Source organism: Ruegeria sp. CDSC021, assembly GCF_059610845.1.
Map to the genome: position 1 here is coordinate 14332 of NZ_JBXWOK010000014.1, position 14045 is coordinate 28376.

Sequence of the window (14045 nt, forward strand, 5' to 3'; positions counted from 1 at the left end):
TGGCCTTCCAATACCTCAAACTGTGTGAAGTTCAGATGACAGAAGAATTGATCCTTGCCAATGCCACGCTGATCCTGCCCGACGAAACCATTAACGGCAGCGTCCGGGTTCAGGGCGACAGCATCACCGAGATCGATACAGGCGCGGCGGTTCCAAGCGGTGCAATCGATTGTGAGGGTGACTATGTCAGCCCCGGTCTGGTCGAGCTGCACACAGACAATCTGGAACGTCATATCCAGCCCCGCCCCAAGGTCGACTGGCCCCATGCGGCGGCAATTCTTGCCCATGACGCCGAACTGGCCAGCACGGGCATCACAACCGTGTTCGATGCGATGCGCGTCGGGTCGATCCCGACTGGTCCGCGCTACAACAAATACGCACGTGGCCTGTCCCGCGAGCTGTGGCAGTTACGAGAGCAAGACGCCTTAAAAATCAGCCATTTCTTGCATTTGCGGGCCGAGTTGTGTTCAGAAACGCTGGTCGAAGAACTGGATGAATTCGGCCTCGAGGACCGTGTCGGGCTGGTGTCACTGATGGACCACACGCCCGGTCAGCGTCAATTCCGTGATATCTCAAAGCTCGAAAGTTATCTGAAAGGAAAGCTGGGGTTGGAGGGCAAGGAATTCCAGCAGCATGTCGCGGACCTCAAGGCGATGCGGGACAGGAACGGCGAAAAGCACGAGGTGGAAGCCGTAAAGGCGGCCAAACGTTTTGGGGCCATGCTGGCCAGCCATGACGACACCACCCGGGAACAGGTACATGTATCAGCGGGCCACGGTATCCGGCTGGCCGAATTCCCCACTACCGTCGAAGCGGCGCGGGCTTGCCATGATCACGGGATCAAGGTGATGATGGGGGCGCCAAATGTAATCCGGGGCGGGTCACATTCGGGGAATGTGGCCGCCAAAGAACTGGCCGATCTGGGACATCTGGATATTCTGTCTTCGGACTATGTGCCGGCCGCGTTGTTGCTGTCGGCGGCACGGCTGGGCGAGATGTGGGACAACATGGCCCGTGGACTGCGGACCGTTACGATGTCCCCGGCGCAGGTGGTCGGGCTGGAAGACCGTGGCGAGCTGCGCGCAGGCGCGCGCGCCGACGTCATTCGGTTCCGGATGCGTGAAGGGGCGCCTGCCCTGAACGGAGTGTGGTCGCGAGGGCGACGTGTGGCCTGATCAGGCCCTGTAGAAAAGGTATCGGTCGGGTGCGATGGTCTCCGGTCCGGTGATCTGTTCAAACCCAACCAGTGGTTGGCCGGATATCAGCAGCCCACCGGGCAGCATGACCTGAGAGATCAACGGGCTGAGCATCGCCGCCTCAGCCACATCATCCTGCTTGATACCGCGCCCGAAATCGTAATGTGCCAATGCTATTTTTGGGCCACCGGCTGCTAATTTCTTTAACATAGGACCCGCTTCGCCCTGCAGAAAATCCTCTGCCGGAGGGGTGCTGGACGGGTGGCACTGTAAAACCCTGTCCATGACCCAGATGCGCCGGTCTGGTAGAATTTCACGTAGGTGATCGTAGGTGCGGCCATTCCCCAAACCCATGTCCAGTATATCGCCGCTCGTATCTGTAATCTGATCGACCGCCCAGTTCAGCCCGTCGCGTTGGGCCGTCAGGCGGCGCAGCATTGAATCCAATCGGCTCATTCGGGTCTCCGTGATTTATCGTTTTTTGGGGCGGTCCAGACGGTCGCCGGACCATCCAGAAACCGCGTCAGAAGGTCCTGCGTAAAGGACCAGATTTCCTCGTCATGCACCAGGTGATGCGTCAGGATCCCAAACGGCTCGGTATTGTCCGCAGGCCCTTCGCGCCTGTCCCGCAGCAGATCTGTGGCCTGAGCTACCAGCTTGTCCCGAGGGGCCAACCCCCGTGACCCGCGCCAGTCGATCGGGTCCAGATGCGTGTTGACCTGCATAAGGCCAGGTGCCGCTATCTTTGCCTTTCGGGGCGTCGCAGTGGACAGGATTTGATATCCCAGGCCCGGCAGTTCCTGCACCATTTTTGAGGCGATACGGTTCCACGGCGGCACGAACATGGGGCACAGCTTGTCGGGGAACAGGGTCTGTAGCCGGGTCAGCCCGGCCCGTGCATCGTTGCGTATGTCCTGGAAGGGGCGATGCAGTCGAAACTCCGATTTCTTCTCGTTTGTCGGAGCGTGGTTTTGATGGGCCCAGCCATGGACAACCGGTATCAATGCGGACGAGCCTTCGACATGGGTAACCAGATCTTCATCTGCGTCACGCGGAATAATCGCCAGATGAACCGGCAGTTCCAGTGATGCGGACAGCGCCTCCAAACGTTCCAACTGTGGCGTGACACAGACCGCGTCATCATCCCTCCACCACAGCGGCAGAGACAGCCCGTCGCGCCGCCACAGATCAAGCTCGGTCATCAGGGGGTGCCAATCACCGGTCATTGGCGTGATCCAAAAGTGATTGTACAATCTCGACAGATTTTGCAGCCCCGTCAAAACCCTGACCGGCACTTGGCCGCGCGGGGGCGGCCAGAACGGCCTCGACAGCCTGCGCCAGGGTATCTCCGGTCAACCTGTCGCTTGGCAATACGTCTATTGCGCTCAGCTTCGACAGGCTTTGGCCGCGCAAGGTCTGTTCGACTTCGCTTCCGTCGTCGAAGGGGATGAAAACCGAGGGTACGCCAGACTGCAGAATGTCCAACGCCGTGTTGTAGCCGCACATGCTGACCGATGCGGCGGCCAAGGGCAGCATTTGTCGAAAGTCCGGGCGCACCGGTTCCAGCGTGACCGGGGCGTCGCCAACACCTGCTGTCAGGCGTTCTATGCGTGCTGCGGAGTCCAGCCCGCCTACCAACAGGCGCCAGCGCCTGTTGGGCATCTTTGGTGCGGCCTCGATGGCCGCCTGAAAGATAGGCTCGCCCACCGACCCACCGCCAGCGCTTACCAGAATCTCGCCCTCACCAACCCCGTCCGGATGCGGGATCGGCGCAGCGGGCGCCACGAACCCTGTATAGAACAGACGCTGCGCCAGAGGTTCCGAGACCGGCCAGCTTACACTCAGCGGGATCATGCTTGGGTCTGAATGGACAAGGACACCGTCAAAGAGGTCAAGAATGATTTCCTCGGTGCGCTGGGCTTTGGCAGGTTTGGACGGGGGCGCCAGTATATCCCTGACTGATCCCAAAATAACCGGACGGGGACCCTGTGTGTGGGCCGCCTCCAACAGGGCGTCGAACTCATCCGCCAGAGATCTGCGGCCAAAGGGGTACAGCTCGGTGATCAGCGCATCCGGGGCAAAGCTCCGCAGCGCCTCTGTCAGGGCAACCTTGCGAGCGTCGAAATAGGCAGGATGCGCGGCCTCATCCGTTTGCGTCAGCAATCGCGTGAAATTGGTGCCGTCCGAGCGCAATGGCGGCAGCCCTAGCAAGTCGATCCCGGTATGGTCCAGCTGCGGCGCGGGCATTCCGCCTGAGACGAGCAATACCTTGTGACCCTCAGCGGCAAAGGCCCGGCCCAATGTAAGCGCGCGGCTGAGATGTCCGGTGCCCAGCAGATGGGTCACAACGATCATCACCCTCATATGCGGGTCTCCTGCCGGATCAAACGGATAGGGTCAGTTTCGGGGCGCATGGACTCCATGTCCACGATATAGAGGCGGTTGCGCTTGATCTTAAAGGGGGCGGGGCCGTCAAAATCCCATCCCCAGGCGCGGGCCAGAATGACCCGCATGATACCAATATGGCAAACGGCTACGGTATTTTCGCCAAGACTGGCAAGCCAAGGTTCCAGCCGCTGCCAGATTTCGGCGGGGCTTTCGCCTCCGGGGGGTAGGAAATCCCAACCCCAATCCTCGATATGGCGATAACCGCTTGCGGGATCGGCAATGAGATCGGTGCCGTGCTGCCCCTCCCAAGCGCCCCAGTTCATTTCCATGAGGGCCTCGGACTTCAACGGTTCGCGCCCTGAAACCAGTTGTGCCGTCTGGGCCGCACGCGCCAAGGGACTGGACCAGACCATAGCCTGATCCCAAGGGGAGGGCAGGGAATAGCATGCCAGTTCTGTCCGAGCCTGTTCATCCAATGGAATATCGCTGCGCCCCTGAATGCGCCCGGCGCGGTTCCACGCCGTATGCCCGTGGCGCAATAGGGCGAGCTTGCTCATGTGGATGCCTCCAGCAAAGGATCAACAGCCGTCCAGAACCGATCAGTTGCATCGGGCATCAGGTGGCGCGCGGCTATATATGCGGCCGATTGGCTGCCTTGAGAAGACCGCAGTGCCGGATTGTCCAGAAGAGTGCGCAGCCTTGCGGCCAGCCCCTTGGCCCCTTCAGCAACCGAAGGATAGTCGGACGGCATCAGCACATCCCGAACGCCCGGCCTGTCCTGTGCAACAACGGGGATGCCATGGGCCTGAGCCTCTAGATAGATCATGCCATAAGCCTCATTCACGCCGGGCCAGACCATCAGGGATGCGGTAGCATAAGCCTTGCGCAGCGCGTCGCGATCAAGCTGCCCCAGAAACCGGACTTTCGTGCCAAACTTTGCCATCAGCGCTTCGATTTCGGCGCGGGCGGGACCATCGCCAGCAATAGACAGGGACCAATCGCCCTGCAGGTGGCGCAGTGCCTGTTCCAGCACCCGGTAAGAGGCCTGCTTGTCGCCGTGTCGCATCATGCCCACGGCCAGCATCGGGCCATCGCAGCTAGAGGCCTGCGGCAGCGAGGAGGCGGGAAGAAACGGCGGAAGCTCGACAAGCGCCTGATTTCCGAACTGCTCGCGTTCCAGCGTGATGAGGTCATTGGCGGTGTGATAAAAGATCACCCGGGCCGCGTCGCAGGCCTGATGGGCCGCTTGGGCAAACCCTGACCATGGCCCCTGAAGGCGGCTGTAGGCACGGGTGCTTTCAAGCTGAACATAGGGTATGTTTCGCGCCGTACTTACACGGGGTCCAATCAGATCAGGGGCCTTGTAATAATTGTGATAGGTCACCCATAGTGCAGTGTCAGCAGGCAGGTCGCAGGTCAGGCGCAGCACCTCGGCATCAGCCTCATGGCGCAGTTTGGCCTGGACCTCTTTGTCGCCGTGCTTGTCGAATACGCGCAGGTCCGAGGCCAGATCCACCGCATCCCCTCGGGCTTGGATTGCCAGAAGAAGATTTCGGGCCATTTCCCGGTCCCCCGACGGCACCGGGCTGTTGGGGGATTTCATCGGGGCGTAGAAGGCGATGCGCGGCATCAGCTCTTATGCGCGCCCAGCGCGCTTAACCTGGCAGACAAAAGCGCTATGCCCGGGTCCATGCGGAAGTCGGCGATCAGACGATCATAGGCAGCACCCGCCATTGCTGCAGCCTGCGCGGGGTTGGCCGCCAGCTGTGCAATCGCATTTGCCAGCGCGTCCGGATCGTCATCCGTCAGGACGCCATGCGTGCCTGTCTCGATAAACTCAGGAATCGCAGAAACGGGGGTCGACAGGATCGGCAGATACTGCGAGGCGGCTTCCATCAACACATTGGGCAAGCCATCCCGGTCCCCATCTGTGGCAATCCGGCTGGGCAGAACAAACAGGTCTGCTGTGCGCATCGCGGCGATGACCTCAGGTTGGTCACAGGCCCCTTTCCAGGTGATGCGCCCGGACAACCCGGCCGATGCGGCCCGGTTCTGCAAAGTATCACTCAGGCTTCCTCCGCCGATATGCGTCCAGTGCCAGTCAAGATCGTCCGGCAGCATGGCGAATGCATCAATCAGGCGATCGAAGCCTTTCTTTTCGACCAACCGCCCAACGGACAGCATATGAAAAGGGCAGTCAGCTCTGCGTAAGCCGCGTTCCGGCGGGGCGGGAAAGCGGCCCAGGTCCAGCCCGTGATAGATCAGTTCAACCCGTGCCGGATCGTCGGCGAGGCTGCGCAGATGCTGGGCGCCGATCGCGGTGCAGGTTGCACCAAAAGCTGCTCCGTAAGTGTCGGAGTGCAACTTTTCCGATTTTTCCCAGTCCGGTGACGTCCAGATATCTTTTGCATGGGCTGAAAAGCTCCACGGAAGGCCGCGCATGATCGCGGCATAGCGCGCGACCGACGAGGGCGTATGCATGAAATGCGCATAGAGAACCTGTGTGCTGGCGGGCAATTCCGCAGCCAGAACGCAGGCCTGACCGAACCGACGGATGCGGTTATGCGTGGGATCGCGGCGCAAATCAGCGCGCCAGACCTTATAGGCCGCGCCGTATCCCGGCAGACGCTGCGCTTGTTCGCGGGCAGCCCATATGCGCTGAGGTTCTTGATACAGATATTCCGGCAGGTACCGAACCTGGCCACGAAACCTGTCGTGCAGCGGATGCCGTTTCACATCGGTTGGATGACGCAGGGACCAGATGTCGAACTGATGGCCGGCCTCTTGTAGAGCAACAAGTTCCTGCGCGATGAACGTTTCGGACAGGCGCGGCCACCCTTTGACCAACACCGCCAGATTGGGCGCGCCTGCGGTCATCCGGTTGCTCGTTCCTGTTCCTGATTCAGCAATACCTCAATACGACCGGTGACATAGTCCAACCCGTCCAGCAGGCCCTGTTCAATGGCCTGAGACGGCAATGGCTGATGTGGTAGGTCGCGAATGGCACGGACCATGGAATCGGTTGTTAGCCCGTCACGGAACTCGTCCAACATCCGGATCAGTCCCAGATCCTCGGCGCGTGAGGCACGGATCCACTGTTCCATACGCGGACTGGTCCGTGGAACAATGACGGCGCGTTTGTCAAAGGACAGGACCTCGCAGAACGTATTATACCCACCCATACAGACGACGCCAGCCGCGCCGTGGAACAGCGTTTCGATCTGGGATTCAAAGCCGACGGCGGTCACACGCCCGTTCAAGGCAGCCACACGTGTTTCGAATTCGTCCCGCAGATCACCAGACAGGAACGGGCCATAGACCAATACCGCGCGTGGTGACAGGTCGGGGTCCTTTTCGTAAGCCGAAAGAACCAGGTTCACCATCGCCTTGCCGTCCCCACCACCACCTGGGGTAATCAGGATATAGGGCTGCTCCGGTGGGGTACCGATTGGCCCCAGATCACGACGCAAATAGCCAGTCCAGTGAATGCGCGACTGGGCCGCGTGATTCAGAGGCAGCCCCTTGGTCGGATCATAGATCGAACGCAGCCCGTAAACCCAGATTTCATGATAGAATCTTTCGGTCGCTCCAGTTGCCTCTTTCCGTTCCCACTCTGCGGCCAGAACTTCGGGTTCATCCAGAACATCACGCAAACCCAGCACCAGTTTCGTGCGCTGCGAGAGCAAAAGGTTTTCGAGTGTTGGCAATAGCTCGCCGCGGAACCCGGTGGGTTCTTTGTCTACGATCAGAATGTCCGGGTCAAACTGCTGAACGGCGGTCTGAATCAACCCCGATCGCAACTCGGTCACCTCGTCGATCCCCATCCCTATTGTCTGAGACGCGTATGACCCGTCCGCCCGTTTGGTCACGCCAGGCAGACGCACGTGGTCGACCCTGCGCGGAAATGTGAACCGGCCAGCGACAGGCGATCCGGTCAAGATCAGGGATGATGCCGTTGGATCCGCCTGCGTAATTGCGGCGGCCAGTGCACGAGACCTGCGCAGATGGCCCAGCCCGAACGTGTCATGGCTGTAGAACAGGATCCGTGGCGCGCGGCCAGTAGTATCGTTTTGTCTTCCTAGGCTCATGCCTTCGCCTGTCTTAAGTGTCTTGGTGTCGGTCCGCGCATCGGCACCTGTTAGCTTATCGTCTTTCACCCGTCTTGCCAAAGGGCCTTGTGACCCGCCGACTGGAAGGGACTGCGTAAAACGTCAGCCATTCCTCTGGTAAGCCGCAAGGTGCCTTTTCGTTTTTGCGCAAAGACCTTAGCTGCTTGCCCGAAAGTGTATGCCCAGCCCGTCATATTCAGTTTTGAAGCGGATGAAAACATCCGATTCCAACTCATTGCACCCGGAACACGCCTGTGCACTTTATCGGGACCGCAGCGGCGCACAAATTGAAGTGTTCGGAAAGCTTCTGTAACCTGCGACAACATGCGACCCGGAAGCGAGAATTCATGAGATTTAACCTATTGGCTGCAATGGCCCTGTTCGTCTGGGTGGCTATGCTATCTCTGGGGTCGGAAGCGACGGCGCAGACTTCGCTTATACCCGGGTATGGTTCGGGGTCTGGCACAACATCTGAAGCAGATAAGGAAAGCGAACTGGCTGACGCGATCCGATCAGCCACCGAAGCGGGTGCAAGCGTCATCGTCATCGACAGCGCCGGTCAGCTTGTCTCATCTGGTGGCAATGCCGCCTCGACGCACGACGATATCGCCCATGACCCGATGTCCGAAGGGTCACAGTTGATGAAGGCGCAAGAGCGGTTCTCGAAGTTCCGCGAGTCGATGGAGTCGCGCCTGCAGGCTTTGCCGTATTCGATCTTCGAAGTGCAATATGTTTTGCGAGAGACCAGTCCGGACGGCCGAATACAGACCTATGTCGAAGTGTTGGGCTGGAATATACTCTTCCTTCTTCTGGGGCGCTGGCTGTCGATAGAAATCTACGGCAAGCGTCTTGCAAAAAGGCTGGTGGTGGCGCGGTCAAAAGAAGATCCGCAGGGCTATCGCGAAAAAATGCCCTTTCTGGTCTTTCGCTTTTTCATGGGTGTTGGGGCCACGATCTTCGCGATGCTGATGGCCCTGATCGTGGGCTATCTGATCTTTGGCGAGGCTGAAGATCTTTCGATTCAGTTCACGACCACCGCCATATTTACGGCATTCTTTCTTGCACGCACAGTTTCCGATCTTTGGCGTATGGTGTTGTCTCCTTACCTCAGTCAGTACCGGCTGCCGCCCTTTTCCGACCGGGAGGCAAAACGCCTTTACGTCTGGGCCTCGGCAATCGCGACATATGATATCTCGGTGGTATTGTTTTCTACCTGGGTTGCGGATTTTGGTTTGAACTACAATGTCTATGCGATGGTCTATGGCGGCCTGACCATGTTTGGCGCCTTGGGCAATGTTCTGATGATTCTGTTCAACGCGCGCGCCATCTCGAACGCGATCCGAGGCGGGCGGTCAAAGGAACAGGTATCCTGGATTTTGCGCCTGATATCGATTGCCTGGGCGCCGGTTCTGGCAGTTTATATCGTGTTCAGCTGGTTCAAACTGGCTGTTGATCTGGTGCTTGAGAACGAGAATTCCATTCCGATTGTTGCCAGCAGCTATGCCATCTTCATGTCTGTGGTCATTGCCTATGGCGCGATGAACTATCTGCTTGAACGCTACTTCGTCCGCAATCGCCAGATTGAAGAGCTGAACGCAGAGACTGGTGTCGGTGTTGAAGAGGATGAGGTTCCTCAAACCCCGCAAGCGGAAAAGAGAAAGCACTCGATCGTCACCTATGAGGATCTGGCGCGACGTGTGGCCGGTATCCTGGCATTTGTCGTCGGGTTATATGCTCTGGTTGTGATCTGGAATCCTGACGCAAGCTGGAGCGAAGACCTACCTATTGAACGGGCTCTGGACGTGATGGTTATCCTGTTCATGGGCTACATCTTGTTCCATTTCTTCCGTGTCTGGATTGATACCAAGATTGCTGAGGAAGAAGACGTAGCCGGTGGAGAGGTTGAACTGGGCGACGAGGGCGGGGAAGGCGGGCAAAGCCGTCTTGCGACACTGCTGCCGTTGTTCCGTGGCGCAATTCTGGCGGTTGTTGTTGTGACCATCGTTCTGATTGTCCTGATGGAATTGGGTATCAATGTCAGCCCGCTGTTCGCCGGTGCCGGTGTCGTGGGTCTGGCCGTTGGGTTCGGGTCGCAAACGCTTGTCCGGGATATATTCTCGGGCGCGTTCTTCCTGATGGATGATGCCTTCCGCAAAGGCGAATATATCGACATTGGCGATGTGAAGGGGACGGTCGAGAAAATCTCGGTCCGGTCGTTCCAGTTGCGGCACCATCTGGGCGCACTGAATACGATCCCCTTTGGCGAGATCAAGGTTCTTACCAACTATTCGCGTGATTGGGTGATCATGAAGCTGCCCCTGCGGGTGACCTATGACACCGATGTCGAAAAAGTACGGAAACTCATCAAGAATTTGGGCCAAGAGCTTTTGAGCGATCCGGTGATTGGGGATAACTTTATCCAGCCGTTGAAATCGCAGGGCGTGATCGAAATGCAGGATTCGGCGATGATTATTCGGGTCAAGTTCATGACCAAGCCGGGCGATCAGTGGCTGGTGCGTAAGAAGGTCTATCAGGATATCCGCGAATTGTTTGCTCGCGAAGGGATCAAGTTTGCTCATCGTGAGGTGACCGTCAGGCTTGCTGACGGAAAAGAGGCCGAAAACCTGACACCGCAGGAACGCGAAGCGGTGACCGGTGCAGTGCATGCGGCCATCGACGAGGATTATCTGGACGATATCGGTCCTGGAGGCGACGATCGCTAGGGACCGCACCCGCCTCTTTGGGCTGCGTCTTTGACGAGACCCCTTCCAAAGCGTTGGGCCGGACCGCGCGGCTGCCGGCGAGGGTGTAGGCGTAGGGCTATGACCAGGTGGCGCTCGACGTGCCCAGCTTGCTTGCGGACAGGTCCCACGACATCTGGGCCGGACCAACCGAGAGCGCGGGCTTCAACCTGTGGCCCGGTCCCCATCCAGAGGTTTCGGTCTTGGTCGTGAAATCAGCAGGAACCGAAGCGCCAATTTCTGTCTTGGTGTCGAACTTGCCTAGAATGGTCAGCAGGTCAGCCGAGCGTGCCAGCGACAATCGGGCCTGCATGATCGGCGCACCCTTCGCGGCTTCGGACAATGCTGACAGGACGGCGGCAGCCATCAGATATCCAGTCGCGTGGTCCAGCGCCTGCACCGGCAGGGGTGTCGGCTTGTCTGCACCGGCCCATACCCGACCTGCATCGGCAATCCCGCTGCTCATCTGTACGAGGCTGTCAAATCCGCGCCGCGAAGACCAAGGGCCTTGCCAGCCATAGGCATTCAGTGTGACTTCTACTCTGTTCGGGGCAAGCTCGTCCCGTTTGGCTTGGGTGAGGCCCAGCGCGTCCAATGCGCCAGGGCGATAGCCGTGAATGAAGACATCCGCCTGGGTCAGCAAGCCGTGTAGCAACTCGATCCCTGCGGGGGATTTCAGGTCCAGATAGGCACAGCGCTTACCCAGAGAAATATCCGGGATCACACCCGGCTCGTCCCAGTCCGGAGGATCAATGCGCAGAACCTCTGCCCCGAACCCCGCCAGAGTTCTAGTTGAAACCGGACCGGCCAGAACGCGGGTCAGATCAAGCACGCGCAGACCTGCCAGCGGGCGCTTGGCCGTTGCCTCTGGCCGGTCGCGAAGCTTAATCTGTCGGGGTTTGTGCCATCCGATCAGCGGGTCCCGTGAAACCGCGCGCCCCTGTGGATGATCCTGCCATTCCCCGCGGCTGCGCATGGCGGCTGCGACACCGCCCTCAGCCACGACAGCGTTTTCAAGACTGGCTGCCGACATAGTTGCAACAGCCTTTGTAACCGCGTCCCGATCTCCTTTGACCTTCAGGACTTTCAGGGCGGCCGCACGGTGCTGAGGCAGGTTCGTGTGCAATCTGATCCAACCGTCATTGGCAAGGTAATCACCGGCGATACTGTCCCAGAGGTTGGGCATTTCCCAGCCATCGGGTTTGAAAGAATATCCGTACCAGAGAGACGCCAACCGGTGATCGACCAAAATCTCGGGCGGGCATTGGGTCAGGTTCAGCGCGCCCATCAGGCGTGCCAGTTCCTGACCAACAGCCGCAAAGCTGGCGGTCGCCAGTTCGGAGACTGCATACACGCTGGGTCGGGCTCCGGTGCCGGTTGTCCGATACCCTTCGGGTGATGGCAGTACGGATAACAGCGTCATTGCTGATATGGATCCAGGCTGTCACGAAGCCCGTCACCCAGAAAGTTGAATGCCAGCACGATGACAATGATCGGCAGCATCGGGATGGCCGTCCAGGGGTAGATCTCGATCGACGCAAGGTTCTGCGCATCATTCAGCATCACACCCCAGCTGACGGCCGGGGCGCGCAGCCCAAGCCCAAGGAAGCTGAGCGCCGTTTCGCCCAGGATCATTGCCGGGATCGACAGGGTTGCCGATGCGATCAGGTGCGACATGAAGTTGGGTAGCAGGTGCTTGCGGATCACCCGGCCCGAGCTTGCTCCCATCATTTCGGCTGCACGTACGTATTCTTCTTCTCGCAACGATAGGAATTTGGCACGAACAGATCGCGCAAGGCCAGGCCAGTCGAGAATCCCCAGGATAATCGAGATGATGAAGAATACCGCGACCGGGCTCCAATTCGAGGGGACCGCCGCTGATAGCGCGAGCCAAAGGGGCAATTCAGGTAGTGAGCGCAGAATTTCGATTATACGGTTAATCACCCAGTCGATTCTGCCGCCAAAATATCCCGCAATCGAGCCGAACAGGATACCAAGAAAGAAGGACACTGAAATCCCGATCAGACCCACCGTCAATGACAGCTGGGCGCCAAAGAGGATACGGCTGAATACATCACGGCCTAGACGATCCGACCCCCAAAGGAACAAAGTCGCGTCTTCAGGCGCGCAGAACAGATGCGTGTCCGACTTGATCAGACCCGCCAGCTTGTACTCGGCCCCTTCGCAGAAAAACTTGATTGGCCGCGGTGTGTCGGTGTCGGCAACGAACTTCCACTGGAAGGTCTCCAGATCCGCCTCGGCCACCATCGAATAGACATAAGGCCCGATGAATTTGCCCTCATGGAACCAGTTGATGCTTTGCGGCGGGGCATAGAGGTGCTCGTCATTACGTTCATTCGGGCCATAAGGCGCGATGAAACCCGCAAAGGGCAGCATGAGATAGCACAGCAACAGGAAGACGCCGGAAATCAGGCCCAGCTTGTGGGTTCGGAATTTGCGCCAGACCAGAATCCAGTTCGGAGCATCCAAATCGGCGCGCTCAAGCTGTTGCAGGGCGGCATCGGGATCGAATGGGGCGTCGTCGACATAGCGATCATCAGGATGTTGGGTCATGCTTCACGCCCCTCATATCGGATGCGCGGGTCCAGCATGACCAGCAGAATGTCAGAGATCATCGTACCGATCAGTGTCAGCAAAGCCACAAACATTAGGATGAAGGCGGACAGGAACTGGTCCTGGGTTTTCAGCGCGGTCAGCAATGTCGGGCCGATTGTCTGAAGGCCCAGAACAACCGATACCAGAACAGAGCCGGAGACCATCGAAGGCAGCAGGTTTCCGATATCCGCGACAAAGGGGTTGAAGGCCACACGCAGCGGATATTTGGTCAGCATCCGCGACGGGGCCATGCCTTTGGCAATGGCGGTTTCCACATAGGGTTTGCCCAGCTCATCCAGCATATTCGCCCGTAATCGCTGCATCATCGCCGAAGCGCCAGATGTGCCGATCACAAAGGTCGGTACGATCAAATGGACGAGGATGGATTTCAGCTTTTCCCAACTCATCGGCAGCCCTTCAAAGGACGGGTCCATCAGGCCTCCGATTGGTAGGTTGAAATAGCGGTGCCCATAGTAAAACAGGATTAGTGCCAGTAGAAAGTTCGGCGTTGCCAGACCCAAATAGCCTACAAAGGCCGAGGTATAGTCGATCCAGGTCCGCGACTTCGCGGCTGCAAGGACACCCAGTGGCAAGGCCACCGCATATACGAACAGGATGGCGGCCAGATTGACCACGACGGTCAGCCACAGCGTGTCGCCCACGATTTCTGCGACAGGGCGGTCAAATTCAAAGGACCAGCCGTAGTTGCCTTGCACCAGCCCATCGAACCCATGCGGGCCAGGCCAGAAACCGATCCAGATCAGATATTGCTCCCACATGGGGCGATCCAGAGCATATTCCGCGCGCAGGAATTCTGCCTTGGCCACACCCGCCGATTGTCCGGACGCCTGCAGTTCAGCGATCTGATTGCTGAGATAGTCGCCCGGGGGCAGGTTGATAATCACGAATACCAGAACCGACACCACCAGAAGGGTCAGCAGCATCGTGAAAAAGCGATAGACTGCATAGCGCAGCATGACCATGTGGCTGCTCCT

At 58.7% G+C, this 14045-nt stretch carries 12 protein-coding genes; 2 read left to right on the plus strand and 10 right to left on the minus strand.

All coding sequences use genetic code 11. The annotated features are described in order from the left end of the window. Window positions 1–35: 35 nt before the first annotated feature. On the plus strand, window positions 36–1175 hold the full coding sequence (locus tag AC2FGB_RS17570; RefSeq protein WP_496690381.1) for an alpha-D-ribose 1-methylphosphonate 5-triphosphate diphosphatase: 1140 nt from the start codon (window positions 36–38) through the stop codon (window positions 1173–1175). Here the strand turns inward: AC2FGB_RS17570 and AC2FGB_RS17575 are convergent, their stop codons facing one another. The 7 genes from AC2FGB_RS17575 to AC2FGB_RS17605 are packed head-to-tail and all read right to left on the minus strand — an operon-like array spanning window position 1176 to window position 7672. Then, window positions 1176–1652 (minus strand): class I SAM-dependent methyltransferase, encoded by a 477-nt coding sequence (locus AC2FGB_RS17575; protein ID WP_281973439.1) that lies wholly within the window; start codon window positions 1650–1652, stop codon window positions 1176–1178. It lies immediately after the preceding gene. After that, window positions 1649–2422 carry a polysaccharide deacetylase family protein gene (locus AC2FGB_RS17580; RefSeq protein WP_496694547.1) on the minus strand — a complete coding sequence of 258 codons (774 nt, stop codon included), beginning with the start codon at window positions 2420–2422 and terminating at the stop codon, window positions 1649–1651. The genes AC2FGB_RS17575 and AC2FGB_RS17580 overlap by 4 nt, the downstream gene beginning before the upstream one ends. Next, window positions 2412–3560: a glycosyltransferase family protein gene (locus AC2FGB_RS17585; RefSeq protein ID WP_496710147.1), complete on the minus strand. Its 1149-nt coding sequence runs from the start codon at window positions 3558–3560 to the stop codon at window positions 2412–2414. Before AC2FGB_RS17585 ends, AC2FGB_RS17580 begins: the two co-directional genes overlap by 11 nt. Beyond that, a complete protein-coding gene (locus AC2FGB_RS17590) occupies window positions 3557–4141 on the minus strand; it encodes a histidine phosphatase family protein (RefSeq protein ID WP_282027597.1) in 585 nt (194 codons plus the stop codon). The genes AC2FGB_RS17585 and AC2FGB_RS17590 overlap by 4 nt, the downstream gene beginning before the upstream one ends. Beyond that, complete coding sequence (locus AC2FGB_RS17595) at window positions 4138–5214, minus strand: glycosyltransferase family 4 protein (protein ID WP_282027598.1); 1077 nt, start codon at window positions 5212–5214, stop codon at window positions 4138–4140. The genes AC2FGB_RS17590 and AC2FGB_RS17595 overlap by 4 nt, the downstream gene beginning before the upstream one ends. After that, complete coding sequence (locus AC2FGB_RS17600) at window positions 5214–6461, minus strand: glycosyltransferase (protein WP_496694545.1); 1248 nt, start codon at window positions 6459–6461, stop codon at window positions 5214–5216. Before AC2FGB_RS17600 ends, AC2FGB_RS17595 begins: the two co-directional genes overlap by 1 nt. Then, the gene (locus AC2FGB_RS17605) at window positions 6458–7672 is read right to left on the minus strand and encodes a glycosyltransferase family protein (protein WP_496694544.1); all 1215 of its coding nucleotides are present in this window, start codon (window positions 7670–7672) and stop codon (window positions 6458–6460) included. Before AC2FGB_RS17605 ends, AC2FGB_RS17600 begins: the two co-directional genes overlap by 4 nt. A gap of 368 nt (window positions 7673–8040) precedes the next feature. On the opposite strand from AC2FGB_RS17605, the gene AC2FGB_RS17610 reads away from it, so the two are divergent. Continuing rightward, complete coding sequence (locus AC2FGB_RS17610; protein WP_496690378.1) at window positions 8041–10416, plus strand: mechanosensitive ion channel domain-containing protein; 2376 nt, start codon at window positions 8041–8043, stop codon at window positions 10414–10416. A 97-nt stretch (window positions 10417–10513) separates the two neighbouring features. Here AC2FGB_RS17610 and AC2FGB_RS17615 read toward each other — a convergent pair whose 3' ends face one another. Genes AC2FGB_RS17615 through AC2FGB_RS17625 form a run of 3 tightly spaced genes read right to left on the minus strand, consistent with a single transcriptional unit; the run spans window position 10514 to window position 14033 of the window. Next, a complete protein-coding gene (locus AC2FGB_RS17615) occupies window positions 10514–11857 on the minus strand; it encodes a CoA transferase (RefSeq protein ID WP_496694543.1) in 1344 nt (447 codons plus the stop codon). Next, entirely contained in the window at window positions 11854–13008 is a 1155-nt protein-coding gene (locus AC2FGB_RS17620; RefSeq protein WP_496694542.1) for an ABC transporter permease, read from the minus strand. Before AC2FGB_RS17620 ends, AC2FGB_RS17615 begins: the two co-directional genes overlap by 4 nt. Continuing rightward, window positions 13005–14033 carry an ABC transporter permease gene (locus AC2FGB_RS17625; protein ID WP_271951540.1) on the minus strand — a complete coding sequence of 343 codons (1029 nt, stop codon included), beginning with the start codon at window positions 14031–14033 and terminating at the stop codon, window positions 13005–13007. The genes AC2FGB_RS17620 and AC2FGB_RS17625 overlap by 4 nt, the downstream gene beginning before the upstream one ends. Window positions 14034–14045: the final 12 nt, after the last annotated feature.